32 protein-coding genes and 1 tRNA gene are annotated in these 24,817 nt (G+C 69.2%); 20 read left to right on the forward strand and 13 right to left on the reverse strand.

All coding sequences use genetic code 11. The annotated features are described in order from the left end of the window. Positions 1 to 30: 30 nt before the first annotated feature. Positions 31 to 258, forward strand: a complete 228-nt coding sequence (locus ACV7GQ_RS07180) for a DUF5795 family protein (protein ID WP_470312835.1) — start codon at positions 31 to 33, stop codon at positions 256 to 258. Between the two features lie 54 nt (positions 259 to 312). Continuing rightward, positions 313 to 493: transfer RNA gene (locus ACV7GQ_RS07185), tRNA-Trp, on the forward strand. 357 nt (positions 494 to 850) lie between these two features. Here ACV7GQ_RS07185 and ACV7GQ_RS07190 read toward each other — a convergent pair. Next, positions 851 to 1,210: a DUF7522 family protein gene (locus ACV7GQ_RS07190; protein ID WP_470312836.1), complete on the reverse strand. Its 360-nt coding sequence runs from the start codon at positions 1,208 to 1,210 to the stop codon at positions 851 to 853. 255 nt (positions 1,211 to 1,465) lie between these two features. Here ACV7GQ_RS07190 and ACV7GQ_RS07195 point away from each other — a divergent pair, with 255 nt between their 5' ends. The 4 genes from ACV7GQ_RS07195 to dinB all read left to right on the forward strand — a co-directional run bounded on the left by ACV7GQ_RS07195 (position 1,466) and on the right by dinB (position 4,329). Then, positions 1,466 to 1,846 carry a hypothetical protein gene (locus ACV7GQ_RS07195; RefSeq protein ID WP_470312837.1) on the forward strand — a complete coding sequence of 127 codons (381 nt, stop codon included), beginning with the start codon at positions 1,466 to 1,468 and terminating at the stop codon, positions 1,844 to 1,846. Positions 1,847 to 1,888: 42 nt separating this feature from the next. After that, positions 1,889 to 2,212, forward strand: a complete 324-nt coding sequence (locus tag ACV7GQ_RS07200) for a DUF7964 domain-containing protein (RefSeq protein ID WP_470312838.1) — start codon at positions 1,889 to 1,891, stop codon at positions 2,210 to 2,212. 217 nt (positions 2,213 to 2,429) lie between these two features. Then, complete coding sequence (locus ACV7GQ_RS07205) at positions 2,430 to 2,951, forward strand: hypothetical protein (RefSeq protein WP_470312839.1); 522 nt, start codon at positions 2,430 to 2,432, stop codon at positions 2,949 to 2,951. Between the two features lie 64 nt (positions 2,952 to 3,015). Then, on the forward strand, positions 3,016 to 4,329 hold the full coding sequence (gene dinB, locus ACV7GQ_RS07210) for a DNA polymerase IV (protein WP_470312840.1): 1,314 nt from the start codon (positions 3,016 to 3,018) through the stop codon (positions 4,327 to 4,329). 9 nt (positions 4,330 to 4,338) lie between these two features. Here dinB and ACV7GQ_RS07215 read toward each other — a convergent pair whose 3' ends face one another. Next, positions 4,339 to 4,686: a hypothetical protein gene (locus ACV7GQ_RS07215; RefSeq protein ID WP_470312841.1), complete on the reverse strand. Its 348-nt coding sequence runs from the start codon at positions 4,684 to 4,686 to the stop codon at positions 4,339 to 4,341. Positions 4,687 to 4,831: 145 nt separating this feature from the next. On the opposite strand from ACV7GQ_RS07215, the gene ACV7GQ_RS07220 reads away from it, so the two are divergent. Further along, positions 4,832 to 6,571: a helicase HerA domain-containing protein gene (locus ACV7GQ_RS07220; protein ID WP_470312842.1), complete on the forward strand. Its 1,740-nt coding sequence runs from the start codon at positions 4,832 to 4,834 to the stop codon at positions 6,569 to 6,571. A 12-nt stretch (positions 6,572 to 6,583) separates the two neighbouring features. Here ACV7GQ_RS07220 and tpiA read toward each other — a convergent pair whose 3' ends face one another. Next, positions 6,584 to 7,231 carry a triose-phosphate isomerase gene (gene tpiA, locus ACV7GQ_RS07225; protein ID WP_470312843.1) on the reverse strand — a complete coding sequence of 216 codons (648 nt, stop codon included), beginning with the start codon at positions 7,229 to 7,231 and terminating at the stop codon, positions 6,584 to 6,586. Between the two features lie 112 nt (positions 7,232 to 7,343). On the opposite strand from tpiA, the gene ACV7GQ_RS07230 reads away from it, so the two are divergent. Beyond that, complete coding sequence (locus ACV7GQ_RS07230; protein ID WP_470312844.1) at positions 7,344 to 7,901, forward strand: response regulator transcription factor; 558 nt, start codon at positions 7,344 to 7,346, stop codon at positions 7,899 to 7,901. On the opposite strand, the gene ACV7GQ_RS07235 is transcribed toward ACV7GQ_RS07230, so the two are convergent. From ACV7GQ_RS07235 to hisC, 4 genes are read right to left on the reverse strand one after another with little or no spacing between them, the layout of a single operon-like run. Continuing rightward, positions 7,898 to 8,425 (reverse strand): multiprotein bridging factor aMBF1, encoded by a 528-nt coding sequence (locus ACV7GQ_RS07235; protein ID WP_470312845.1) that lies wholly within the window; start codon positions 8,423 to 8,425, stop codon positions 7,898 to 7,900. The genes ACV7GQ_RS07230 and ACV7GQ_RS07235 overlap by 4 nt on opposite strands. A 43-nt stretch (positions 8,426 to 8,468) precedes the next feature. After that, the gene (locus ACV7GQ_RS07240) at positions 8,469 to 9,077 is read right to left on the reverse strand and encodes a CDP-alcohol phosphatidyltransferase family protein (protein ID WP_470312846.1); all 609 of its coding nucleotides are present in this window, start codon (positions 9,075 to 9,077) and stop codon (positions 8,469 to 8,471) included. Then, positions 9,074 to 9,580, reverse strand: a complete 507-nt coding sequence (locus tag ACV7GQ_RS07245; protein ID WP_470312847.1) for an adenylate kinase family protein — start codon at positions 9,578 to 9,580, stop codon at positions 9,074 to 9,076. The genes ACV7GQ_RS07240 and ACV7GQ_RS07245 overlap by 4 nt, the downstream gene beginning before the upstream one ends. Next, a complete protein-coding gene (hisC, locus tag ACV7GQ_RS07250) occupies positions 9,577 to 10,659 on the reverse strand; it encodes a histidinol-phosphate transaminase (RefSeq protein ID WP_470312848.1) in 1,083 nt (360 codons plus the stop codon). The genes ACV7GQ_RS07245 and hisC overlap by 4 nt, the downstream gene beginning before the upstream one ends. A 144-nt stretch (positions 10,660 to 10,803) precedes the next feature. Between hisC and ACV7GQ_RS07255 the strand changes: the two genes are divergently transcribed. Together ACV7GQ_RS07255 and ACV7GQ_RS07260 are read left to right on the forward strand one after the other, a co-directional pair. Beyond that, positions 10,804 to 11,502, forward strand: coding sequence for a chemotaxis protein CheC (locus ACV7GQ_RS07255; RefSeq protein ID WP_470312849.1), 699 nt, complete (start codon positions 10,804 to 10,806; stop codon positions 11,500 to 11,502). Between the two features lie 59 nt (positions 11,503 to 11,561). After that, on the forward strand, positions 11,562 to 12,017 hold the full coding sequence (locus ACV7GQ_RS07260) for a CopD family protein (protein WP_470312850.1): 456 nt from the start codon (positions 11,562 to 11,564) through the stop codon (positions 12,015 to 12,017). Here ACV7GQ_RS07260 and ACV7GQ_RS07265 read toward each other — a convergent pair. Both ACV7GQ_RS07265 and ACV7GQ_RS07270 read right to left on the reverse strand, forming a co-directional pair. After that, positions 12,014 to 13,651: a GMC family oxidoreductase gene (locus ACV7GQ_RS07265; protein ID WP_470312851.1), complete on the reverse strand. Its 1,638-nt coding sequence runs from the start codon at positions 13,649 to 13,651 to the stop codon at positions 12,014 to 12,016. The two genes, ACV7GQ_RS07260 and ACV7GQ_RS07265, sit on opposite strands and share 4 nt — an antisense overlap. 68 nt (positions 13,652 to 13,719) lie before the next feature. Continuing rightward, positions 13,720 to 14,493 (reverse strand): fumarylacetoacetate hydrolase family protein, encoded by a 774-nt coding sequence (locus tag ACV7GQ_RS07270; protein WP_470312852.1) that lies wholly within the window; start codon positions 14,491 to 14,493, stop codon positions 13,720 to 13,722. A 161-nt stretch (positions 14,494 to 14,654) separates the two neighbouring features. Here ACV7GQ_RS07270 and ACV7GQ_RS07275 point away from each other — a divergent pair, with 161 nt between their 5' ends. From ACV7GQ_RS07275 to ACV7GQ_RS07300, 6 genes are read left to right on the forward strand one after another with little or no spacing between them, the layout of a single operon-like run. Then, on the forward strand, positions 14,655 to 15,389 hold the full coding sequence (locus ACV7GQ_RS07275; RefSeq protein WP_470312853.1) for a prephenate dehydrogenase: 735 nt from the start codon (positions 14,655 to 14,657) through the stop codon (positions 15,387 to 15,389). Next, complete coding sequence (locus ACV7GQ_RS07280; RefSeq protein ID WP_470312854.1) at positions 15,386 to 16,810, forward strand: small ribosomal subunit Rsm22 family protein; 1,425 nt, start codon at positions 15,386 to 15,388, stop codon at positions 16,808 to 16,810. The genes ACV7GQ_RS07275 and ACV7GQ_RS07280 overlap by 4 nt, the downstream gene beginning before the upstream one ends. 58 nt (positions 16,811 to 16,868) lie before the next feature. Continuing rightward, positions 16,869 to 17,666, forward strand: a complete 798-nt coding sequence (gene surE, locus ACV7GQ_RS07285) for a 5'/3'-nucleotidase SurE (RefSeq protein WP_470312855.1) — start codon at positions 16,869 to 16,871, stop codon at positions 17,664 to 17,666. A gap of 32 nt (positions 17,667 to 17,698) precedes the next feature. Then, positions 17,699 to 18,748 carry a flippase-like domain-containing protein gene (locus ACV7GQ_RS07290; protein ID WP_470312856.1) on the forward strand — a complete coding sequence of 350 codons (1,050 nt, stop codon included), beginning with the start codon at positions 17,699 to 17,701 and terminating at the stop codon, positions 18,746 to 18,748. A 42-nt stretch (positions 18,749 to 18,790) separates the two neighbouring features. Then, positions 18,791 to 19,729, forward strand: coding sequence for a DMT family transporter (locus ACV7GQ_RS07295; RefSeq protein ID WP_470312857.1), 939 nt, complete (start codon positions 18,791 to 18,793; stop codon positions 19,727 to 19,729). A gap of 52 nt (positions 19,730 to 19,781) precedes the next feature. Beyond that, positions 19,782 to 19,967, forward strand: a complete 186-nt coding sequence (locus ACV7GQ_RS07300) for a hypothetical protein (RefSeq protein WP_470312858.1) — start codon at positions 19,782 to 19,784, stop codon at positions 19,965 to 19,967. Here the strand turns inward: ACV7GQ_RS07300 and ACV7GQ_RS07305 are convergent, their stop codons facing one another. After that, positions 19,968 to 20,810 (reverse strand): hypothetical protein, encoded by an 843-nt coding sequence (locus tag ACV7GQ_RS07305; RefSeq protein ID WP_470312859.1) that lies wholly within the window; start codon positions 20,808 to 20,810, stop codon positions 19,968 to 19,970. Between the two features lie 131 nt (positions 20,811 to 20,941). Here ACV7GQ_RS07305 and ACV7GQ_RS07310 point away from each other — a divergent pair, with 131 nt between their 5' ends. From ACV7GQ_RS07310 to ACV7GQ_RS07320, 3 genes are all read left to right on the forward strand, one after another. Beyond that, positions 20,942 to 21,622, forward strand: coding sequence for a carbonic anhydrase (locus ACV7GQ_RS07310; protein ID WP_470312860.1), 681 nt, complete (start codon positions 20,942 to 20,944; stop codon positions 21,620 to 21,622). A 150-nt stretch (positions 21,623 to 21,772) separates the two neighbouring features. Beyond that, a complete protein-coding gene (locus ACV7GQ_RS07315) occupies positions 21,773 to 22,405 on the forward strand; it encodes a hypothetical protein (protein ID WP_470312861.1) in 633 nt (210 codons plus the stop codon). Next, a complete protein-coding gene (locus ACV7GQ_RS07320; protein ID WP_470312862.1) occupies positions 22,402 to 22,797 on the forward strand; it encodes a hypothetical protein in 396 nt (131 codons plus the stop codon). The genes ACV7GQ_RS07315 and ACV7GQ_RS07320 overlap by 4 nt, the downstream gene beginning before the upstream one ends. A gap of 34 nt (positions 22,798 to 22,831) precedes the next feature. Here the strand turns inward: ACV7GQ_RS07320 and ACV7GQ_RS07325 are convergent, their stop codons facing one another. Together ACV7GQ_RS07325 and ACV7GQ_RS07330 are read right to left on the reverse strand one after the other, a co-directional pair. Beyond that, on the reverse strand, positions 22,832 to 23,125 hold the full coding sequence (locus tag ACV7GQ_RS07325; RefSeq protein WP_470312863.1) for a chorismate mutase: 294 nt from the start codon (positions 23,123 to 23,125) through the stop codon (positions 22,832 to 22,834). After that, on the reverse strand, positions 23,122 to 24,000 hold the full coding sequence (locus ACV7GQ_RS07330; protein ID WP_470312864.1) for a shikimate kinase: 879 nt from the start codon (positions 23,998 to 24,000) through the stop codon (positions 23,122 to 23,124). Before ACV7GQ_RS07330 ends, ACV7GQ_RS07325 begins: the two co-directional genes overlap by 4 nt. A gap of 94 nt (positions 24,001 to 24,094) precedes the next feature. Here ACV7GQ_RS07330 and ACV7GQ_RS07335 point away from each other — a divergent pair, with 94 nt between their 5' ends. Then, positions 24,095 to 24,526, forward strand: coding sequence for a DUF5796 family protein (locus tag ACV7GQ_RS07335; RefSeq protein ID WP_470312865.1), 432 nt, complete (start codon positions 24,095 to 24,097; stop codon positions 24,524 to 24,526). A gap of 80 nt (positions 24,527 to 24,606) precedes the next feature. On the opposite strand, the gene ACV7GQ_RS07340 is transcribed toward ACV7GQ_RS07335, so the two are convergent. After that, positions 24,607 to 24,741 (reverse strand): DUF7128 family protein, encoded by a 135-nt coding sequence (locus ACV7GQ_RS07340; RefSeq protein WP_255491942.1) that lies wholly within the window; start codon positions 24,739 to 24,741, stop codon positions 24,607 to 24,609. Positions 24,742 to 24,817: the final 76 nt, after the last annotated feature.

Genomic DNA, 24,817 nt, shown 5'->3' on the forward strand with positions numbered 1-24,817 from the left:
GTTTAGGCCGCTCACGCTCTGCTGTCCGATATGGCCGACAACCGCGTGGTTCAGGGACGGATGCAGACCCCCGAGAGCCTCGCCGAACTCATCGAGGGCGAGAGCGTGATGGACGCAGAACCGATTGAGGACGCCGACGAGGCGTGCCCGGAGTGCGGCGAGAACGTCGTCTCCGTGGGCTACATGCCCTCGGCGCTGGAGTTCGTCACCGGCTACAAGTGCCAGGAGTGCGACTGGTCCGACACCGACCGGGACTGAGCGCCGCCCAGCAATCGAAATCCCTTTACGGTAACTCGGTGAACGACGGAGTGCGGGGTCGTGGCCTAGTCCGGGAAGGCGGCTGACTCCAGAGGCCACGTGCCTGGGACGAGACTCCAAGGGCTGATATACTGAGCGGCCGACTGATCATCGGTTCGCGACGATGACCCTCTGGAGTTCCGAGGCACAGGACGGAGATATCAGCCGATCGGGGGTTCAAATCCCTCCGACCCCATTCCCTCTTGCGACAGACCGCTTCGAGAACGGTCTGTCCGTCCCGATAGGATTGTCGACCCGACAGGGCCAACAGGGGTAGGGCCAACCACCGTCGACATCGGTGACGTCGTCCGACTGGCGGCGACGTGAATACATATTCATCGGCTGGCCGATGCGGCGAATACAGTTACCCACGGTGTTGAATATGTTAGCTCTACACAACGAAACTGCCCGGTGTCAGAGGCACCAGCGACAACATCCCCCCTGTCGCCGCCACCGTCGTTCCTGTCACCGGCACCCCCAACGGTTTGCACTCGACGCCATCGGCCGGTCCACCCACCGGCCATCTCTCTCTTTCCAGCGCAACCGTCGGCGTTCACAGCGAACTGTCGATCGGTTCGGTCTTGCAGAGGTCGACGAACTCCTGCATCGCGAGCAGCGAGTCGGGGTCGATAGAGACGAAGACGCCCGATATATTCGGGCGGACGAAGTGGAAACACATCGCCTCCTCGAAGCTGTGGACGGTACAGTTCAACCGGCCGACGTCGAAGACCTCCTCGAGGTGTTCGGTCCCCAACCCCTCCATCACGAGCTCCTGATGTATGCGGTCGATGACGCGCGGTTTGGACTGGACGTCCGGGCGCTCGTAGAGTATCTTGCAGGTGTCCTCTCGGTACGCCGCGACGGCACGAAGGTCGTCGCCGACCTCCTCACGGAGCGACGGGACCAGTGACATAGGGACGTGGTTCGCTGGGCTCCCTGCTAAAGATGGGTGGTCGTTCACCCGACCGGGACAGCGGAACGGCGGCCGCCGACGAACAGAAGGCTGATATTCACCCTCAGTTTGAGGGCTAGTGGGGACCTGGTTGTGGTATAGTGCGCCAGTTCCCCGTTCTACCGACCACCGGCTCCGAGCGGTGCAACCGTCGCGAGGGTAGCGCCCTTACTGGTAAGGGTGCACCACGAAACGCCAGCGTACCGAGGTACTCGTATGTCTGTCACGGAAGCAGGATTCGACGTCGAAGCGGACACGGAGACGAACACACTGTATCTCGAACTCTCGGGAGCGCTCTCGACCGCCCAGATGAAGCAGGCCGCTGCCGAGGCGCTCACCTCGGCCCGGCACCTCTCCGAGGGCTTCGGCGTCATCAACGACATCTCGGAGTTCAGGCCGCCGTCGCCGGAGGCAGCGAAACCCATCGCTGACGCCCAGAGCGAACTGAAACAGATGGGCGTCGGCGACGTCGTCCGCGTCGTCGCGTCCGAGACGAGCACCGTCACCGAGAACGCCTTCCAGCGACGGTCACGGTCGGCCGGGTACGAGGGCGAGACCGCGGCGTCGGTAGCCGAAGCGGAGCGGCTGCTCCACTGAGTCCCGAAACCGATATGGGTGTCGTGCGGCGACACTGACCCGATGACTACGCTGCGAGACTCCCTGCCAGCGCGTCCCCTCTCGACGACGGAGGTGAAGGCCCTCGAAGCGCAACACGAGGCGTACGGCGTCGCTCCGGTCGGGTTCTTCCCGGAACTGGACGTCGTGACGGCGTTCGTCGTCATCGTGGACGGCGACCACGGGTACAGCCTCGGGTTCGACAGGCGCGACGAGCGGTGGGTGGTCGTCGAACAGTTCGAGGACGGCGACGACTTCGCCGGCGTCACTGACCGCCTCCGCGAGTGGGTCGGCGACGACTGGGACGACGTCGACGAGGACACCGTCGAACTGGACGACGTCGCCTGAGGCTGCCTCCTGTCAGACAGTCTGAACAATCTTGAAGTGGTACCGTGAGTAATGTTAGCATGGAGCCCCCGAGCTCCCAGCGGGAACGACCGCTGTAGCTTCCGGGATTGGCATCGACGGCCAACTATCGTCGGCGGGCTAGGCCACCCCGCCGGCGTGCGCTTCGTTTCGCGACGGCGTCGACAGTTTGAGGTACGCCTCCGGTTATATCGACCCAATGAGCACTCTAGCCGCTGTTCTCAGAGTCGGTGAGACGCCATCCCTGGGCGCGGGGATGGTTCCGCGCGTGGAGGCTCACCTCTACGACGGTGGCCTCCCGAGGCTCGTCGCCTACCGCGTGACGGAGGGCCCGGAACTGGACCGCTATCCGGGCGGGTACGCGCCGGACTTCGCCGCCGAGACGCCGTACCCGGTGACGGACGTCCTCCTCGCGGTACCCGAAGCGCGAGCGCTCTCGTCCATCGGGCAGCGGCTCGACACGCTCTCGACGAAGGCCGAGGCGAACTACGGCCGGGACTTCGGGGCGATGGTGTTCACCACGGACGTCGAGTGGGGCAGCGACGGCTACGGGCGCCTGTTCGAGGCCCGGAGCCAGCTGGAGGCGCATCCGTTCGACGGGGTGGTCACGGTGACGCTGACACCCGGCGCGACGGACGACCAGACGGCGGCCCTGCGGGAGAACCTCGACCGGATAGCCGGCCGGACGCGTGTGTACGTCCCGGCGGACGACGCCGACTGAGTGACTGTCCTCGAGGCGGCCGCTCGGGCGGAGAGGTTTTGACCCCGCGTGTGTACTCTCGGATATGGACGCGGCGCGGCTCCCCGGGACCCAGACGGTCGACCAGGTGGTCGCCCACGTCGACATGGACTGCTTCTACGCGGCCTGTGAACGGCGGCGAGAACCTGCCCTCGAGGGCGAACCGCTCGTCGTCGGGATGGGGTACGAGAACGGGGAGAGCCACGGCGCCGTCGCGACGGCGAGCTACGAGGCCCGCGAGTACGGCGTGGAGTCCGCGATGGCCATCTCGGAGGCGCTCGAACGCCTCCCTCGGAAGGTCGAGGCCGCCGAGGACCCCGAGACGCCGGTCGAGGCGGCGGGGTACTACCGCCCGGTCGACATGGACCACTACGAGGCCGTCGCGAGCGAGGTCAAGGAGGTCCTCCACGACGCCGCCGAGGTGGTCCGCGAGGTCAGCATCGACGAGGCGTACCTGGACGTCACCGACGACGTCGCGTGGGACGAGGCCGAGTCGTGGGCCGAGACGCTGAAGTCGACCATCGAGTCGGAGGCGGGCGTCGTCGCGAGCGTCGGCGTCGCGCCGACCATGAGCGCCGCGAAGGTCGCCAGCGACCGCGACAAGCCAGACGGCCTCGTGGTCGTCCGCCCGGGTGACGTCCGGGAGTTCTTCGCGGACCTCCCCGTCGAGGAGGTCCACGGCGTCGGCCCGGTGACGGCTCGGGAACTCGCCGCACTGGACATCGAGACGGCGGGTGACCTCGCCGCGGCCGACCCGGAGACGGTCGCCGAACGGTTCGGCGACCGGGGGCTGGAGATACGGCGCTACGCCCGCGGCGAGGACACGCGTACCGTCACGCCGAAAGGTGACCCGAAGAGCCTCTCCCGCGAGTCGGCGTTCACCGACGCCGTCGAGGCCGCCGAACCGAAGCGCCAGAAAGTCGAGACGCTCGCGGCGGCCGTCGCCGACCGCGCCCATCGCAAGGAGGCCCGCTACCAGACGATCGGCATCAAGGTCGTCGAACCGCCGTTCGACGTGAACACCCGCGCCCGGTCGCTGCCGGGGCCCGTCGACGACCCCGACCTCGTCGAGTCGGTGGCGCTGGACCTGCTGACGGAGTTCGAGGACGCCGCGGTCCGGAAGGTCGGCGTCCGCGTCTCGAACCTGGACTTCTCCGCGGGGCGTCAGGCCAGTCTCGGCGGGTTCGAGGAAGGGGACTCGTCCCCGACGAGCGACGGGGCTGCTGGCGGCTCGACCACCGACGGCGACCCGGAGGGACAGGTGTCGCTCACCGAGTTCGGCGACACGGCGGCTGGGGGAGACGAGGACGGAGCCCCGGCGGGCCGGGACGGTCAGGTGTCGCTCGACGACTTCGACTGACGGGTGGTCTCAGGCGACGCCGTTCTCTAGGTTCTCCAGTAGCTTCCCGACGAACAGCCCCGCCCGCGGCGAGATGGTGTCCGCCTGAGGAACCGTCGTCGGGTGTGCGGCGAGCGTCCGGACGAACTGCTCGCTGTGGGTCATCGCGTTCAGCATGTCCACCACGTCGACGACCAGTCCCTCGTCGTCCGTCTCCATCTCCGGGTACCGCGCCTTCTCGGCGTCGGTGTAGGTGATCGTCCACGCCGGGCCACCGACGGCGTCGAGGACGTCCTCGAGCGGTGCCACCTCCAGCGGTCCGTCGCTCGTCCCGACGAAGACGACGCCGTCCTCGACGTGGGTGTCGTAGCGGGTCATGCGGTGGTCACCGACACTGGTTACCACGGACGGGGGCCAGCACAATAGCCCTTGCTCACCTCTCACCCGTGCGACCGGTCGGGTAGCTGACTAGCGTCTGACGGAGAGTTATGGGCGGTGCGGTGCTCTGTCCGGACAAGCACGCATGGCAGAGACTGAACACATCACCGTCGCGGACACGAGCGCGGGGCCAGGCGGCACAGAGGACCCGGGCCAGTCCGTCGACATTCCGGTCGTCGAACTGCTGACCGGGCGGGGGTTCATCACGGGCAAGTCCGGGTCGGGGAAGTCGAACACCGCCAGCGTCGTCGCCGAGAAGCTGCTGGACAACGGTTTCGGGCTCCTCATCGTCGACATCGACGGCGAGTACTACGGCCTGAAGGAGGAGTACGAGATCCTCCACGTCGGCGGCGACGAGGAGTGTGACATCCAGGTCACCGAGGAACACGCCGGCAAGATCGCCTCGCTGGCGCTCGAACAGAACGTCCCCATCATCCTCGACGTCTCCTCGTTCCTCGACGAGGAGGAGGCCGAGGCGCTGCTGACGGCCGTGGCCAAACAGCTGTTCGCCAAGGCGAAGAAACAGAAACAGCCGTTCCTGATGCTCGTCGAGGAGTGTCACGAGTGGATCCCCGAGAAGGGGTCGATGGGCGAAGTCGGCAAGATGCTCATCAAGATCGGGAAGCGGGGCCGCAAGCACGGCCTCGGCATCGTCGGCATCAGCCAGCGACCCGCCGACGTCAAGAAGGACTACATCACGCAGTGTGACTGGCTGGTGTGGCACCGCCTGACGTGGAACAACGACACGAAGGTGGTCGGGCGCATCCTCGACAACGACTACGCCGACGCCGTCGAGGACCTGGACGACGGCGAGGCGTTCATGATGACCGACTGGGCCGAGCAGGTCCGGCGGGTCCAGTTCCACCGCAAACAGACGTTCGACGCCGGCGCGACGCCCGGCCTCGACGACTTCGAGCGCCCCGAACTGAAGTCGGTCAGCGACGACCTCGTCTCGGAGCTGGAGACCATCAGCGAGGAGAAGCAGGCCACGGAGAACCGCATCAAGGAGCTCCGCGAGGAACTGGACAAGAAGAACTCCCGCATCGCCGAACTGGAGACGGAACTGCAGGACGCCCGTGACCTCCAGCGGATGGCCGAGCAGTTCACCGAGGCGCTGGTCGGACACGTCGAGGGGTACAACCCCGGCCGCACCGCACAGGAGGAGATGCGGCGGCAGCGCGAGCGTCTCGGCGGGCCGCCCGAGGAGGGCGATGCGGCGGCGAACGAACCGGTGGGGACCGACGGAGCGGACGAATCGCCGCCCTCCGACGCGACCTCCGGGGGCGGGTTCGGCGACGCGTTCAGCGCCTTCAGCGACGACGGCGTGGCGATGAACGGCGGGAGCGACGCCGCCGCCACGAACGGCGCGTCGGCGAACGGACACGCCGAGGGAGAGCGCGACGCCGACGCCGCTCTCGCGGCTGCGATGGCCGCCGTCGAGGACGAGGAGAGCGAGGGCGAGGACGACCCGCAGGCGGGCACCGCGACCGACCGGCCCGCCGTCGTCGCCGACATCGTCGCGGACCTCGCCGAGATGAACGACAAGACCCTGCGGATGCTGGCCTACTACCGGGAACACGGGCCGGGGACGCCGCTGAACGCGCAGTTCTCCGCCGGCGGGGACGGGGACCGGACCGCCGCGTACGCCCGGAACCGGACGCTACGGCTCCGCGGTCTCGTCGAACACGTCGGTCGCGGGAAGTACGACTACCGGCTCCGCGACCTCGTGAGCGAGGAGAGCGACGAGACGCTCGACGAGTCGACGATAGAGGACTACGCCACGCGAGTCGAGCGCGACGTGCTCGACGGGCACGGCGAGTCCTGACGGCTTCTGCGGTCAGTTCAGCGGTTCGACGAGGTCTTCGAGCGCCGCCCGCGGGTCGTCGGCCTTCGCGACGCCGCTCGCGAGGAGCACGCCGGTCGCGCCGAGGTCCGACGCGGAGACGAGGTCCTCGCCGGTCGAGATGCCGGCGCCACAGAGGACGTCGACGTCGCCGTCGACGCGTGCCGCGGCGTCGACAGCGCCCGTGACGATGTCCGGGTCGGCCTTGCTGACCGGGGTCCCGGTGCCGATGAGCTCCGGCGGTTCGACGGCGACGGCGTCGGGGCCCAGCGCCGCGGCGGCGCCTATCTGGTCGGGGTTGTTCGCACAGACGATGGTCTCGAGGTCGGCCCGGTCGGCCGCGTCGAGGCTGGCGTCGATGTCCGCGAGCTTCATGCGCTTCTCCGAGTGGTTCAGCATGGTGCCGACCGCGCCGGCGTCGGCGACGGCCTCGGCGAGCGTACTCCCGGTGTGGCTGCCGTGCTCGTTCGGGCTGACGTGCTGGGCCCAGGTCTCGACGCCGGTCTCGGCGACGGCCCCGAGGTGCGCGGCCTGCGGCGCGACGGCCACGCGGACGCCGGAGTCGTCGGCCACGTCGGCCGCGGCGGTCGCTACTTCGACTGGGTCGCACGGATACGCCTTCAGGTTGACGAGGACGAACATACACCACCCACCGGGGGCCGCCGGGAAATAGGTTGCGAGAGCGGGCGACGCGTCGAACGCCGCGATGAGTGAGGATTAAGACACTGGCCGGTAAACAGTCGGAAGACAAGTCGTGACCATCGGTGACGAGACGCCGACCGTACTCATCGTGGAAGACGAACAGCACCTCGCCGACCTCTACACCGACTACCTGTCCGACCGCTTCGACGTCGAGACGGCCTACAGCGGCGAGGAAGGCATCGAGATGCTCTCGTCGGACGTGGACGTGGTCCTGCTGGACCGCCGGATGCCGGTCGTCTCCGGCAACGAGGTGCTCGCCGAGATGGAGGAGCGCGGCCTCGACTGCCGGGTGGCGATGGTGACCGCGGTCAACCCCGACTTCGACATCATCGACATGGGGGTCGACGACTACCTCGTCAAACCGGTGACGCGCGACGACCTGACCGAGGTCGTCGAGCGCCTCGACAAGATAGCGACCTACAACGAGGAACTCCAGCGGCTCACGTCCCGGAAACTGAAGCGCAACGTCCTGCAGGTCGAGAAGACGCAGGCGGAACTCGACGGGAGCGAGCAGTACCGGCGGCTCCAGTCGGAGATCGCCGACATCGAAGAACGGGTCGATTCGCTGGCCGCCGAGCTCGACGTCGAGGAGCGGGACCTGCGTCTCTAATCTTTCCGTTCGACCACGTCACCGAGGGTGTACTCGCCGCTGCTGGACCCACCGGACCACTCGGTGTCGTCGGTGCTGCCGCCCGCGCTCAGGTCGATGCCGAGCGCGCGTTCCAGCTTCGACCGCACGTCGTCGCTGGGGAGCGAGTTGCCCTGTTCGAGCTTTCGGATGAGGCTCGCCTTCTCGTTGAGTTGCTGGGCGAGGTCCGACTGGCTCAGCCCCTTCGACTCGCGGGCCTGCCGTATCTGGTCGTCGAAGTCCTGGGCTATCTCGTCCATCTCGTCGAACATGTCCCGGCGGCGGCCGCCACCACCCGACGAACTCGACGAGGAACTGGACGACGAGGACGACCCACCGCTACTCGACGACGTCGAGTACTTCGTCGACGTGGACGACGAGGTGTCCTGCGTCTTCACCTCGGTCCCGAAGTCCGTACACTCGTCGCAGACGTCGAGTTCGGCCCCCTCGATTTTGACGCGGTTTGGAGACGAGACCTCCGTCCCGCACATCTCGCACTGTACCATACTGCCGGGTTGGAGAGGGCGCGGTATAAATGGTGCGTTGCCCTCACTCCAGGGCCTGCATCGAGTAGTAGAACCGCTGGGAGGCGGTGACGTGGCCCACGACGGCGAAGACGGCGAGCAGCCACCCGACGAGCGTGAGGTCGAGCGCCGCCGGGTTCGCGAACGCCGCGACGCCGGTCGTGACGCCCACGAGGGCGAGGCGGTCAGCCCGGCCCAGCAGCCCGCCGTAGACGCGGTCGAGGCCGACAGCCTGTGCCTGTGTGCCGAGGTACGACGTCATCAGGACGCCGGTGACGGCCGCGATACCGAGCGCCCACCGGCCGAGTCCGGCCGCGAGGCCGACGATGATGACGATGTCGGCGTACCGGTCCAGCACGTGGTCGAGCAGGTCGCCGGCCTCGGAGGCGACGTCCAGCTCCCGGGCCAGCGCGCCGTCGACGAGGTCGAGCCAGCCGTTGAGGAAGACGAGGACCGCCCCGACCAGGTACAGGAGTGGGCGCGCCGACGCGACGGCGTAGACGCCGCCGGCGGCGACGGCCAGCAGGAACGCGAGGACGCTGACGCCGTTGGGCGAGAGCCCCATCGTCTTCGCGGCGCCGACGAACGGCACCAGCGCTCGGTCGGCCACCGAGCGGAACCTGTCCAGCGTCATAGCCAGTCGACGTAGGAGACGGTGCCGGCGCTCGGTTCGACCTCGTCGGCGAGGACCGCTTCGATGGCCTCGGCCACCGCGTCGGGGTCGCGCTCGGTCGTGTCTATCTCGTAGACGTTCTCGGGCCCGTGGTGGTGGACGGCCTCCGAGAGCAGCACGTCCAGCGCCTCCGATTCCGCGTTCTCGTAGGCCTTCGAGTCAGCGTCCCCCCGTCCCCGTAACCGCTCGACGACGGTGTCGGGATGCGCTCGCAGGACGACCACGCGGTCGGCCGCGAAGTTGTGGGCCAGATGGGACTCGAAGAGGACGTCGTCGCGGTCCTCGAGCCACTCGGCGACGGCGTCCATGTCGGCGACGAGGCTCCCGCGCTCCTCGTCGACGCCGGTCGAGAACCCCTCCTCCTTGATCACATCGTTGAGGTGGACGACGTCGAGGTCGGTGTCCAGCCGCTCGGTCGCCGTGGTCTTGCCCGTCCCGGGCGTCCCGGTGACCGCGACTCTCACGCCTCGACCACCTCGATGACGTCGTTCAGGACCGCGACGGCCCGCTCGGTGTCCTCCTCCGTGCCGCAGGTGATGCGGATGCACTCCGGCAGGCCGAACGAGGAACAGTCGCGGATGATGACGCCCTGCTCCTGGGCGGCGTCGGCGACGGCGGAGGCGTCACCGACCTCGGCCAGGACGAAGTTGCCCGCGCTGTCCCAGGTGTCCGCCGCCAGGTTGTCGTGGATGTACTCGCGGGCCCACGCGGCCGTCTCGACGGAGCGCTCGACGTGGTCGTCGTCGTCGAGCGCCGCGAGGCCGGCCCGGCAGGCCAGTTCGCTCGCCGAGAACGGCGTGTTGATGCGGGCGTAGGCGTCGGCCCACGCCTCGGGGACGAGCGCGTAGCCGAGGCGGACCCCGGCCAGCCCGTAGGCCTTCGAGAAGGTCCGCAGGAGCGCCACGTCCTCCCGTTCGTCGAGGAGGGGCCGCTTGCTCGGCGACTCCGTGAACTCGCCGTAGGCCTCGTCGACGAGGACCAGCGTCTCCTCGTCGGTCTCCTCGGCGATGGTCCGGACGGCCTCCGTCGAGAACTCCGCCCCGGTTGGGTTGTGGGGGCTGGTGAGGTAGACGATGCGCTCGCCGTCGTAGTCCTGCAGGACGGTGTCGGCCGTCTGGGCGAAGTCGTCGGCCTTCGAGAGGGTGTACTCCCCGACCTCGCCGTGGTGGTAGCGCGCGCTCATCTCGTAGTAGGCGAAGCCGGGCTTCGGGACGAGGACCTCGTCGCCGGGTTCGAGCATCGCGCGGGCGAGACAGTCCAGCGCCCCGTCGCCGCCGTTGCTCAGCCACACCTGCTCCGGGTCGGCGTCCCACATCGACGCCAGTCGCTCGACGAGGTCGGCGTGGGAGGCCTTCGGGTAGGAGTGCATGCGCTCGGCCGACTCCCGGATGGCCTCGACGGCCAGCGGGCTCGGGCCGAACATGTTCTCGTTCGACGCGAGTTTCACCATCTCGTCCGGGTCGAGACCGAGTTCCCGGGCGACTTCCTCGATGCCGCGGCCCGCCCGGTAGACAGTGTGAGCGGAGAGGTCCCGTGGGTTCATGGATGGGACAAGCGGGTGGGGCGGCTTAAGCGTGCCCACCTGCAGAGCGTCGGCCGTGGCCCGAGAACCTTCGACCGCCCGTGGGATTCAGTTCACCCTCATCGAAAAGTAATAAGACGGTGTGCCATGACTGTGCGGTAGGCGATGCCACTCCTCATCGACGTCCGGAAGCTGACGGTCATCAACCGCCTCATCACGGAGGGCTCCGAGAGCGTGGCCGACTCGCTGTCGACGCTGGCCGGGGTGGACGCGTCCGTCGAGATAAAGAGCCTCTCGTTCGTACAACCGGGCGACATCCCCACGGAGATGGGCGACGGCGAGATATTCAGCGCCCGCGTCAGGCTTGCGGAACCGCCGTACGGCGTCTTCATGACGACCTTCTCTCCGACGACGGCCGTCGAGATAGCGGAGTTGATGACCGGCACGGACGTCGAGTCGGAGTTCACCGGACTCCACGAGTCGGCCCTGCAGGAGATGTGCAACGTCCTCACCTCGGGGTTCGTCGACGGCATCGCGAACACGCTGGAGACGACCATCGACATGGGGACGCCGACCGTCGAACAGGCCGACGCCATGGCCATCGCGGACGACGCGCTCTCGCACGTCCGCCGCGACTCGCTGACCATCGTGCTGGACTCGCTGGTCGACATCGAGGACAGCGACGTGGCCTTCTCGCTGCGCATCTTCCTCGTGCCCGACCCCGGGTCGTTCGTCCACCTCATCGACCAGCTGGACCGCGACGCCGAGACGGGTGAACCCACGAGCGCGGCCGCCGCGGACACGGCGGAGCCGGCCCCCTCCAGCGAGGTGCAGGCGTTCGAGGACGCGTTCGACGGGTCCTGACGCGCTACGGCCGGCCGGTTCCGGGGCGTTGAAGGGGCCCGCGTCCAACCCACGGGCATATGAGCACAGTCGATGCCGCGATATTCGCGACGCACCTCGTCTTCGCGGGCCTCTGGTCCGGGAGCGTCCTGTTCACCACCTACGCCGTCCTCCCGACGGCGATGGGCGGCGACACCCGTCCCGGGCCCCTCTCGGCCATCACCGGAAAGCTCCAGACCGTCTCGCGGGCGAGCGCACTGCTCCTCCTCGTCACCGGCGGGCACCTCGCCGCCACGCGGTACACGTCCGAATCCCTGTTCGGCACGGGCAGGGGCCACCTCGTCGTCGCGATGGTCGTCCTCTGGTTCGCGCTGGCCGGCCTCGTCGAAGTCGGGGCCTCGAAACTCTCCGACGGGTTCGACCAGAAGAAGGTCCGCGAACCCGCGCGGAACGCCCGGCCGTTCCTCCTGGGCGCGTCGCTCGTCGCGGTCCTCCTGCTGGTCAACGCCGGCGCCATCCTCGGCCTCTACTACTAGAGCCGCTCGCCGACGTGGTCGGCACACTTCAGCGCGAGCGCCGCGATGGTGAGCGTCGGGTTCATCGACCCGGCGGTGACGAACACCGACGACGACGCCACCGAGAGGTTGGCCACGTCGTGGGTCCGTAACTGCGGGTTCACGACGCTCGTCTCGGGGTCGGTCCCCATCCGCGTCGTCCCCATGTGGTGGTAGGCGGGCCCGGTCCCGCCGCCATCGGGGCCGGCCGTCCACGAGACGTCGACGCCCAGCTCGTCGAGAATCGCGTGCTGGATGTCGTTCGCGCGCCCCAGCGACCGCCTGACGCGCGGACCCCACGACCACTGGACGTCCGGGACCGGGTTGCCGTGGTCGTCGGTGGTCGATGTGTCGAGCGTCACCCGGTTCTCCTCTCGGGGCGGCTGGCCGACGAGACCGCCCATCGCGATGCTGTTGCCGTAGGCCTCCCGGAGGTCCCCCAGCAGCGCGTCGCCCCACTCGTCGGCCGAGAGCGCCAGTTCGACCGGCGAGGGGCCGGCGTAGTTGAGGAACTCCAGTTTGACGGGCGAGAGCGGGTCGTCGGTGGCGGGAACGACCGTCTCGCCGTCTGCGACACGCTCGACGGCCTGTCCCGGGTCGTCGTAGAACTGGTGGCACTCGCTGGTGAGGAAGCCGACGTGGTTCTGCCGGGTTCGGGCGTCGAGCGTCCCGCCAGCGCCGGCGAACAGGTGGTCCATGAAGTACCGGCCGACCAGCCCCGAGGAGTTCGCGAGGCCGTCGGGGTGGTCCTCGGACCGCGAGAGCAGGAGGAGGCGCGGTATCTCGACGCCGCCCGCCGCGAGGACGAACTCGCGGGCCCTCTGTCGGTGTTCGGTGCCGTCCGGCGTCGCGTAGACCGCCGCGCTCACGCGGCCGTCGGCGTCGGTCTCGAGGCGCTGGACCGGCACCCGGTCGAGGACCGTCGCGCCCTCGGCCTCGGCGTCCTCGACGTGGACGCTCGCGTCGTACTTCGCGCCCGAGGGACACACCGGCTGGCAGGTGCCGTAGCCGACACAGGGGCTCCGCCCGTCGTAGGCCTCGGAGTTGCGGGCGTTCGGGACGCCGTGCATCGAGACGCCCAGCGACTCGCAGGCCTCGGCGAACAGCGAGTCGCTGTAGGAGGGCGGGAACCCAGGGAGCGGGTACGGGTCGTCCCGCGGCGGGGCGAACGGGTTGTCGGCGTCGCCGGCCACGCCCATCGCCCGTTCGGCGTCGGCGTAGTACGGCCGCAGGTCGTCGTAGTCGATGGGCCACGCCGGGTCGTCGTTGTCGTGGCTCCCCGCGAAGTCGCTCGGGTGGAGGCGCATGACCATCCCCTGCCAGTGGAGCGTCGACCCGCCGACGCCCTTCACCCGGGCGACGTTGAGCGGGTAGTACTGCTCCCCGCTGGCCGAGAAGGCGTCCCGCTCACCGCCCATGTCCCAGACGGACCCGTGGTGGGCGGGTCGGATGGCTTCCTCCATCTGTCGGGGTCGCTCCTCGAAGTCGAACCGCGGACCGGCCTCCAGCACCACCACGTCCTGGCCGTCGCTGGCGAGTCTGCTCGCGACGAGGGCGCCCGCCGGCCCCGCACCGACGACGCAGACGTCCGCGCGTGACTCCGGCGTCCGGTCCATCTCGGCAGCGATTAGGCGAGCCTAAACTTATGCGTTGTCATCGACGGCGTCGAGAAGCGGCCGCGGTGTCAGGGGATCTTCACGGAGTGTTTCAGCGTCCCGACGCCCTCGACCTCTATCTCCACCTCGTCGCCGTCCTCGAGCGGGCCGACGCCCTCCGGCGTCCCGGTGGCGATGACGTCGCCGGGTTCGAGCGTCATGTATTCGGTTATCTCGGCGATGAGCTCCTCGACGGAGAAGATGAGGTGGTCCCGCGAGGAGGACTGCCTGACCTCGCCGTTGACGCGGCTCTCGATGGTGGCGTCCTCGGGGACGTGTTCCGGCGTCGCCACGAGCGGGCCGATGGGACAGGCGTTGTCGAAGGCCTTCCCCCGGACCCAGTTCTGTTCTATCTCCTGGTCGTCCCGGTTCGAGATGTCGTTGAGACAGGTGTACCCGGCGACGACGTCCATCGCACCGGACTCGCTGACGTTCTTGCACTGCTCGCCGATGACGACGCCCAGTTCGGCCTCGTAGTCGATGCGCTCTTTCCCGGACGGGAGGGTGAGGTTGCTCCCGTGGGAGGCGACGGCGTTCGGTGCCTTCAGGAACAGCATCGGCCTGTCCGGCAGGTCGGACCCCATCTCGTCGGCGTGGTCGGCGTAGTTGCGGCCGATACAGACGATTTTGGTCGGTTCACACGGTGGGAGGATGTCCACCTCGTCGGGAGCGTACGTCTCGTCGCCGAAGGCGATACGCCCGTACGGACCGGCGGCCGCCGTGACGACTGGTTCGCCGTCCTCGACGGTCCAGCGGCCGCCACGGACGTTCCCCGCGGTGTCGCGGAATCGAACGCGCTTCATGACTCCGACGACTCGGGGGCGACGGATAAGCGTTTAGGAGGGCGGGAGGCCTGCCGGCTGGAGGTTCGACGCCTGTCTACGCTGCGTTCGTCAGTCGACACATTCTGGCGTGCCGGGAGTGACCGAACGGCTTTTGAGAGGCGCCGGGCTACGCTCGTCGCATGAACTGTCTCGTCGTCGGCGCCGGGTCCATGGGCCGCTGGTTCGGCCGGACCATCCGGGACCACGCCGACGCGACACTCGCGTTCACGGACCTCGACGCGGACGCGGCGCGCCGGGCGGCAGACGCCGTCGGCGGCCGCGCCGTCCCCGGGGACACCGACGACGGATTCGACGTGGTCTGTGTCGCCGTGCCGATGCCGGTCGCCGAGGAGGCCATCGGCGAGTACGCACCGCTGGCGACGGAGGCCGTCGTCGACGTGACCGGGAGTATGGCCGGCCCGCTCGCGGCGATGGAGGCGGCAGCCCCCGACGTCGGTCGGGCGAGCCTCCACCCCCTGTTCGCGCCGGAGAACGCCCCCGGCAACGTCGCCGTAGTCACGGACGCCGGCGGCGACGCCGTCGACGTGGTCCTCGGGGCCATCGCGGCGGCCGGCAACGACACCTTCGAGACGACGGCGGCCGAACACGACGAGGCGATGGAGACGGTACAGGCCGGCGCCCACGCGGCCGTCCTCGCCTACGCGATGGCCGCCGACGACGTGCCCGACCGGTTCCACACGCCGGTCTCGGGCGGCCTCGACGACCTCGTCGGACAGGTCACCGGGGGCGACGCCCACGTCTACGCCGACATCCAGGCCACCTTCGAGGGCGCCGACGGCGTCGCCGAGGCCGCCAGAGAGATAGCCGACGCCGACCCGGAGGCGTTCACCGCCCTGTACGAGGAGCTCTCATGAACCCCGAGACGCGCCGGCAGGTGCGCGAGAACGCCCAGTACCTCCGGAACGTCCGGCCGATAGACCCCGAGAAGATATTCGAGTACGTCGACGGCCAGCCCCACCCGGCCGTCGTCCGGCAGGTGCTCCGCGAGGAGGCCGTCGACCTCGCGCTCGTCGAACAGGACGACGGCACGTTCGTGCCGGCGCCCGAAGGGCCGCTCTCCCCGGCGGGCCCGTTCCACGGCGTCGAGCGCTTCCCCGAGGAGCACGCCCGGCGCGTCGAGAGCCTGCTCACCGACGCCTACGGCGTCGACTGGGAGCGCGGCGAGAGCGGCGACCGCCTCCGCGAGCGCATCCGCGACGTGAAGGAACGCTACCTCCGGCGCGACGACGTGGCCTACGACGACCTGACCGCCCGCGGCTACGCCGTCTACCACCTGCCCGACTACTACGCGGTCACCCAGTACGTCCTCTCGGACCTGCTCGCCGAGGGCCTGCTCCCCACCAGACTCAGGGTCCTCGACGTCGGCGCCGGGGTCGGCGGGCCGGCGCTGGGACTGCTCGACCTCCTGCCGGACGAGGCGCTCGTGGACTACCACGCTCTCGAACCGAGCGCCGCCGCGGACGTCCTCGAGACGATGCTCGAGGACCCCGGCCCGACCGTCGACGTCACGATACACCGTGAGACGGCCGAGGCGTTCGACCTCGAGGCCGCCGTCGCCGAGGACGGGCCGTTCGACCTCGTGCTGTTCGGCAACGTCCTCAACGAACTCGACGACCCGGTGAGCGTACTCGAACGGTACCTCGATGCGCTGGCCGACGACGGGACCGTGGTGGCGCTGGAGCCCGCCGACCGGAACACCGCGACGGGCCTGCGCGAGATAGAGCGGGCCGTCACCGACGACGGTCCGGCAAGCGTCTACGGGCCGACGGTCCGCCTGTGGCCTCACCAGACCCCCGAGAGCGAGTCGTGGTCGTTCGACCGCAAGCCGGACCTCGAGGTCCCGTCGATGCAGCGACGGCTCGACGACGCCGCCGGCGGGACCGGCGAGTTCGTCAACGTCGACGTGCAGTACGCCTACAGCGTCCTCCGGAAAGACGGACGGCGAGCCATCGAGATGACGCCGGACCGGGGCACCCACGCGCCGATGGCCGACGCCGAGAGCTACGTCACCGACCGGGTGAACCTGCTGGCGGTCAAGCTCAGCCACGACCTCTCGGAGGGGGAGTCGAACCCGCTGTACCTGCTCGGCGACGGGAGTCAGCGGGTCGACCACTTCGCCGTCGTCACCGAGCCCTCGCTGCTGAACGACGACCTGCGGGACGCCGACTACGGCGACCTGCTCTCGCTGCGGAACGCGCTGGTCCTCTGGAACGACGACGAGGGGGCGTACAACGTCGTCGTCGACGGCGAGACGACGGTCGACAGGGCGCGCTGACGGGCGGCGCGTCGCGCCCGGGCAGTGGGTTTTTCTCGCCAACGGCCCCAGACGGCGTATGGACGAGCCGACCATCCTGCTGACGAACGACGACGGCATCGACAGCGTCGGGTTGCGAGCGGTGTACGACGGGCTCTCGGGGGTCGGCGACGTGACCGCCGTGGCGCCGGCGGAGGACCAGAGCGCCGTCGGGCGGGCCATCTCCCACGAGGTCGAGGTCCGGGACCACGAGATGGGGTACGTCGTCGACGGTACCCCCGCGGACTGCGTCGTCGCCGGACTGGAGGCGCTGGTCCCCGAGACGGACCTCGTCGTCGCCGGCTGTAACCGCGGCGCGAACCTCGGCGCGTACGTGCTGGGCCGGTCGGGCACGGTGAGTGCCGCCGTCGAGGCGACCTTCTTCGACGTCCCCGCCATCGCCGTCTCGATGTACATCCCGGTCCGCGAGGACGCCGCGTTCTCGGACATCGAGGCCGACGGCGACAGCTACGCGGAGGCCGTCGGGGCCACCTCGTACCTGGCCGACCACGCGCTCGGGGCCGGCGTGTTCGAGCAGTGTGACTACCTCAACGTGAACGCGCCCGTCGCCGAGTGGGGGCCGGCGCCGCTCGAGGTCACACGGCCCTCGCGGCTGTACGAGATGGACGCCGTCCGCGACGGCGACGCGGTCACGCTCCACGACCGCATCTGGGAGCACATGGCCGACGGCGACATCCCGGACCCCGAGGGCACCGACCGCCGGGCCGTCGTCGACGGGCGAGTGAGCGTCTCCCCGCTCACCGCGCCGCACACGACCGAACACCACGAGGCACTGGACGCGCTGGCGGAGACGTACGACCCCGGAGAGCGCCCGTAGATTGATACCCGTAGGCGCTCCAACGTGACTCGATGGCGACTGCGAGGGCCGAACGAGCGGGGTACGAACGGCTGGCGCTCGGTGCCGGCGTCGCGCTCGCGCTGTTCGCGTTGCTGTTCCTGTCGCTGGACCTCTCCGCGACCGTCGGCGCCCTGACCGGCGCCGACCTCCGGTTCGTCGCGCTCGCCGCGCTGCTGTCGCTGCTCGCGCAGTTCTGCTGGAGCCTGACGACGGTCGCGATCGTGAACGGTATCGACGGCTCGCTCCCGCGCCACCGCGTGCAGTTGGGCTACCTCTCGGGCACGTTCGGAAAGCAGGTCCTCCCGCTGGGCAACGTCGGCGGGTCGGCGATTCTGGCGTACGTGCTCGCCGAGGACCTCGACCGTCAGTTCCGCGAGGTGTTCGCCGCCGTCACGGCGAGCGAACTGCTCGTGTTCTCGGGGTCGCTCGGCGTCGCGACGCTGGGGCTTGTCGCCCTGCTCGCCAGTCCGCTCCCCGGCCTGGACGGTCCGCTCGTGCTCGCGATGCTGGCCGCCGTCGTCTTCGCGCTCGTCGTCGGCGGGGCCGTCCTCGCGTACCGCCGGCACGCCGTCGGGACGCTCGTCGAGCGGACGGCCGCGCTCGTCAGGGCCACCGTCGGCCGCGTCTCGATGCGGGTCCACCGCTCGCTGGCGCCCCGTCGCGTCTCGAACGGCGTCGAGTCGTTCCTCGCGGCCTTCGGCGCGGCGACGGGGGACACGCGCCGCCTCGTCCTCGCGTCGACGCTCGCCGTCATGGGGTGGATAGCCTTCTCCTACGCGCTCCTGTTCGGCTTCGGCGCCGTCGGCGTGGCGTTGCCCGTCGGGCTGGCCCTGTTCCTGACCCCGGCGAGCGGCCTCGCGACCCTGCTGCCGACGCCGGGCGGATTGGGCGGGACCGAAATCGGACTCACGGCCGTGCTGGCCGTGTTGACCGGTGCCCCGCCGGAGGTAGCCGCCGCCGGCGTCATCGTCTACCGACTCGCGACGTACTGGCTGGTCGTCTCCGTGGGTGCCCTCGCCTCGCTGTACCTCTCGGCGACGGTGTGGCGCGCCCTGGACTGACGAGATGGGCAGCGTTATGACGACGCCGTCGTACACCTCGATATGAGCGAACGACGGTCGGCAGTGCTGTTCGTTCTCCTCGCCGCGGTGTGGGGCACGTCGTTCATGGCGATCAAGGCCGGGCTCGAGGCGTTCCCACCGGTACTGTTCGCCGCCATCCGGTACGACCTCGCCGCGGTCCTGATGGTCGGCTACGCCGCGGTCACCTGCGACTACTGGCTCCCGCGGACCCGCGCGGACTGGCTGACTCTGGTCGTCGAAGGGACGCTCATCATCGCGCTGTACAACGCCTTCCTCTTCGTCGGCGAGACGGGCGTCACCAGCGGCGTCGCGGCCATCCTCATCGGGATGAGCCCCATCCTCTCGACGGTGTTCTCCCGCCTGTTCCTCCCGGACCAGCGGCTGACGGTCGTCGGGAGCGTCGGGCTCCTGCTGGGGTTCGTCGGCGTCGCGATGGTGGCGCGCCCGGACTCGTCGACGACGCTCGCGAGCGAGGCACTCTGGCCCGCGCTGGTGCTGCTCGCGGCGGCCTCCGTCGCGCTCGGGAGCGTGCTCGTCCAGCGCCTCGACGGCGACATCTCGCCCGAGGGGATGGTGGCGTGGTCGAACGTCCTCGGGGCCGTCCTCCTCCACGCTATCAGCTTCGGCCTGCCCGGCGAGGCGCTCGCAGACGCCGAGTTTTCCCTCGCCGGCGTCGCCGCGCTCGTCTACCTCGCGGTGTTCGCCAGCGCCATCGGCTACGTCGTCTACTTCGACCTGCTGGCACGCCTCGGCGCCATCGAGATAAACCTCGTCTCCTACGCCGCACCGGTCTTCGCCGCCGTCTCGGGGTGGCTCGTGCTGGACGAGACGCTCGAACTACTGGACGTGGCCGGCTTCGTGGTCATCTTCACGGGGTTCGTCCTGCTGAAACGGCAGGCGCTCGCGACGGAGCTGTCGCCGGTCCTCGACCGGGTCGAGGGACTGCTCCCCGGCCGTTGAGCCGGTCCCCGCGTCGGGAAGCTATTTGGCCGCGTCCGGCGAACGGAGAGGCGTGAACGCCGACAGCCGTCACGTGGTCCGACTCACCGCGCTGTTTCTCGGGGCCGGCGCACTGCTCGGGGCCGGTCTCTGGACGTACTGGCGACTCGGGCTGGTCGTCGGCCTCGCCGCCGTCGCAGCGAGCGTCGCCCTCGTCTCCTACGCCGGCTACGACACCTACCGGTTCGCGACGGCGTAGTCAGAACAGTCCCGTCACGAATCCGAGGCCCATGACACAGAGGACGACGGCCGAGAACACCGGGAGGTAGCCCGTGTACTGCTCGACCGTCTCCTCAAAGTGCTGGTAGCCGGCGAGCAACAGCAGGGTGAGGCCGACGATGCCGACGATGACGGTCAGCGCGTACGCTGACATCAGTTCGAGACAGTGCGTCGAGCCGTAACAGAGCGCGATTATCTCGAACTCCTCCTCGTGGGCGAACCCCAACAGGAAGGCGAACCAGGCGATGCCGAGGAGCCCGCGGTCGGTCGCGTCGTCGAGGTCGCCGTGGTCGTGGCCGCCGCCGAACGGGAGTCCGGCGGCCAGCCTCCCGAGCACCCCCTCGTCGTGCGTGTGGTCGTGTCCGTGACCGTGGCCGTCGTCCCCGTGTGTGTGCCCGGCGTCGAACTTCGAGACGTGACCGGCGTCGTCGTGCGTGTGGTCCCCGTGCCCGTCGTCGCCGCCGTGGCCGTGTGAGTGGCCGCCTCGGTACTCACGCACACCCAGGAGGAACAGGAGGACGCCGGCGACGATGCTCACGGGGCCACCTATCTCGAGACCCGGTGCCAGCACCACGGGCTCGTTGACCTGCGTCAGCTCGAAGTACGACTTCGCGTAGAAGAACACGGCCACCATCGCGATGCTGCTGACGAGGTGGCCGACGCCGATGAGGACGCTCGCCGCGAGGCCGTAGAGCCACTTGTTCGACTGGTCCAGGGCGTAGGAGGCGGCGACCGGCCACCCGTGTCCCGGTTCGATACCGTGGACGGCGCCGAGCGCGACCGCGCCGAGGAACAACCCGAGGGCGTCACCGTGTACCGGCATGGGCACCGCTTCGGCGATGTGACGGTTAGTGGTTGTTAATACTCCACCGGGGGGTCGCTCATACTGTCGACGCCGGCCAGGCGGTTACGCGAGAGGGAACTACTATACCGACAGGCGTCGCGGTGAGACATATGAACGCCACGCTTCTCGAGTTACTCGAGGGGAACGCGGGCCACGTCGCGACGTTCGCCGATCGGTTCGACGACGTGCAGGACGCGCAGCACCCCGACGCCGTCACGGTCTGTTGCTCGGACTCGCGCGTGTTGCAGGACGCCATCTTCGGCAACGAGGACCCCGGACACCTGTTTACGTGTGGTAACATCGGCAATCGCGTCGTCCAGCGGACCGAGGCGGGCGAGGTGGTCTCCGGCGACGTCCTCTATCCGCTGGCCCACACCGGCACCGAGACGGCCGTCGTCGTCGGCCACACCGGCTGTGGCGCCGTCACGGCCACGTACGACGACCTGACCGACGGCCTCTCGGAACCGCCGGGCATCGAACACTGCATCAGCCTCCTGAAACCACACCTCGAGGGCGGCGTCGAGGCGCTGCCGGACGACGTGGACAGGGTGGGCGCCATCAACCGCCTCGTCGAGTACAACGTCGACCGACAGGTGGAGTTCCTCGTCGAGAGCGACGACGTGGCCGACGACGTGGACGTCGTCGGCGTTGTCTACGACTTTCAGGACGTCTACGGCGGTAGCCGCGGGGAGGTCCACGTCGTCAACCTCGACGGTGAGACGAGCGTCGAGACGCTTCGAGCGGAGTACCCCGACATCGCGGACCGGGTGCATCGCCTGTGGGAGTACTGAATCCGGTCCGGAATCACCCGCATTCTTCGGCCGCCTGTCGCCCTGAAGCCCGGTGCCCGGAGTGTCGCCGACCCGGGCGTGCTGGCACCCCGATTCGGCCGCCGCTGGACGTGCCCTCGACTTTATATCTCTCGGCTGTCACGATAGGGTATGTTACGACGTGACCTCCTCCGGGCCGGGGCTGTTGCCGGTGTGGCCGCCGGTGCCGGCTGTCTCGGCGGCGACAGCGGCCCGGCATTCGAAGAGGGCTTCGAGGACGGCCTCGGCGACTGGGAGACCGGGGCAGCCATCGGGCCGGAGGTGGACCTCTCCGAGTTCGAGTGGGAGGTAGACACCGCGAGCGACGAGGCGGCCGCCGGCGAACGGTCCCTCCGTATCTGGAACGAGGGCGACTACGACGACGGCGTGACCTGGGCCGTCCATCCGGTCCCGGTGACTCCCGGGCGGGCCTACACCGCCACCGTGACGGCACAGCTATGGAGCGAGTCGGAGTCGTTCAACACGGTCCGGGACGCGGTGATGCGACTCGGGCCCGAACCGCCCGAGGTCGAGGCGGACTTCCCGCACCCAGGCGTCAACACCAGCGCACTCGGTCAGACGCCATACGGCGGCCTGCGGGAACCGCTCTGGCTCGCCGACGGTTGGCGCGAGTACACGTTCGAGTGGACGACGCCCGAACTGGCCTCGGAGACGCTGTATCTGGCCGTCGGGACGGCCGTCATCTGGGAGGGTGACGCGACGCATTACGTCGACGAGCTGGCGGTCACTCTCGAACCGCGATGACGACGGTCCTCAACGGCCTGCTCGGCGGCCTGGTCGTGGCGCTGATCGCCACGTCGGCCACGGCGGCGTCGAGGCGAGGGCTGGCGGACCTGACGGGGCTCCCCCGGTGGGTCGTCCTCTCGGCGGGCGTCGTCTACGGGGCCGTCGCCGGCGGGGTCCTCGTCGCACTGGAGCTCTATGCCCTCGGCCTCCTCGGTGTCCCACCGGGGGCCGTCGAGGCGCTGGTCGTCACGCTCGGGTGGAGCCTGCTCTTACTGGGCGCTACGCTCGCGGCAGTCACCGTCGCCGCTGGGCGAGCGGTGGGCCGGTCGGCGGCCGTCCCGCTGGCTGTCTATCACCTCGTCTACGCGCTCGGACTGTGGGTCTGGGTTCGAGCGACCTGGATAACCTGAGCCGCCGGTCGGGGCTGACCGCCCGCGCGGTCGGCTACCGGTTCTCGCGCTGTTCGACCTTGTTCAACTCGATGAGGAGGCGGAACATCGCCTTCACGAGGTTGGCGTCGACGTCGAAGCGCTTCGCGTTCTCGCCGGCGCGGTCCATCACGGCCTGTTCCTGCTCCTCGTCGGTGGTCGGCAGGCCCTTCTCGGCCTTGACCTGCGCGATAGTGTCGGCCACGTAGGTCCGCTGGGCTATCTTCTCGACTATCTCGCGGTCGATGGTGCGGATCTCGTCGCGCAGTTCGTCTAACGACATCTCCTCGGGGTTCGTGTTCGAGCTCATACTGTGTGTGTTCCCTCCGTCTGTGTCGTGGTCAGCAGCGTCGTCCCGGGCCGCTCGTCCCAGTGCTCTCGAATCTGCTCGAGGGCTGGGCGCTCGCCGACGGCGGTGAACGAGGGGCCGGTCCCCGACAGCGAGACGCCGTCGACGTAGCGCATCCCCTCGACGAGCGGTTCGGTGTCGAACTCCAGCGCGGCGCAGAACGCGAGCCCGTTGACCGTCATCGCTCGCGCGTACTCGCCGTCGAGCGCGAGGTCCTCGACGAGTCGGGCCATCGGCGCGACCTGCCGGCAGCGCTCGACGTCCGCGTCCGCCGAGAACGCCTGCTCGGGCGGCGTCCAGACGAGCACGTCCCAGTTCACCTCGTCGCGGGCCAACACCTCGTCGGCGTCGTTGTCGGTGACGGTGACGCCGCCCAGCATCGACGCAGAGGCGTCGTCGAACGCGCCGGTCGCGGTCACGCCCACGTCGCGGGCGGCCATCACGCCGAGTCGCGCCATGTCCTCCCGGGTCATCCGCTCGGTGGCGTCGAGGGCGTCCAGCGTCGCCATCACGGTGGCGTTGGCCGCGGCACTCGAACTCTTGAGGCCCGCGGCCATCGGCACCTCGCTCTCCGTGCGGACGTGGCCGCCGACGACCGGCGGCGTCCCGACGACCTCGGGTCCGCCGTGGGCGTCGACGACGTACTCGACGCAGCGCTCGACGAGGCGCGTGTCGGCGTCGGGGACGCCGGCCACCTCGCCGGTGACGCCCTCCTCCTCCGTCGACAGCTCGACGGTGGCTTCGGTGTACTCGTCGATGGCGAACGCCGACCCGCGGCCGGTCGCCAGCGCGTTGAGGACCGTCCCTGCGGCGGGTGCTGCTGCCGTGCCTTCCATCGCTCAGTTCTCCAGTCCGCGGCTATTTACCATCTGCGGAACCGGCCACGGCGACAACGGGTCGTTTTTGCACCAGCGTCGGTAAGGCAGTCGCATGAGCAACCGTTCCGACGTGCCGCCGGACACCCTCTCCGTCGAACTGAGCGAGGACGGCGTCGCAGTCGAGTACCTCGACGGGCGGACCGCGTTCTACCGCGGGGTCCCAGCGAAGGCCGAAGAGAGCATCCGGACGGCGCCGGGCAAGGACACGCACGTCCTCGTCACCGACCCGACGGAGACGTCCGGTATCCTCGTCTACGTCAACGACCTGCGGACCCACGACGACATCATCGAGGAGAGCGGCGTCGGCCGGGTCATCCTGACCGACGGCGAGGAGGACGAACTGTTCCCCGGCGTGACCGTCCGGGACCACCAGATGCGCGTCGAGGTCGACGTGGACTTCGAGGTCGCCGACGGCCGCGTGTTCGTCTTCGAGGAGGACGAGATGGGCGAACGGAGCTACGAGATCGTCCCGGCAGAAGACTGACTGGGTCCGGTCGCCCGGTCCCGCTCACCGCTCCCGGACCGCGCGTCAGCACGCCCCCGGGCGACGGCGCGACGTGGGTCCTACTGGATGTACGACGGGTCCTCGTCGTCGCAGTTGGCCTCGTGTTGCCGCGCGTCGTCCTGGTCGTCGAACATCAGCCCGCACGTCTCGCACTTGTACCAAGTCATCTCGTCGCGCTCGGTAGTGACAACCATGTGCGTCTGTCCGACGCCCGTGCGTAAATTGTTTTCCCGCGACACAACGGGAACCCTCAAGAGGGCCGGACGGCTA

Source organism: Haloarcula sp. MBLA0163 (assembly GCF_055632435.1).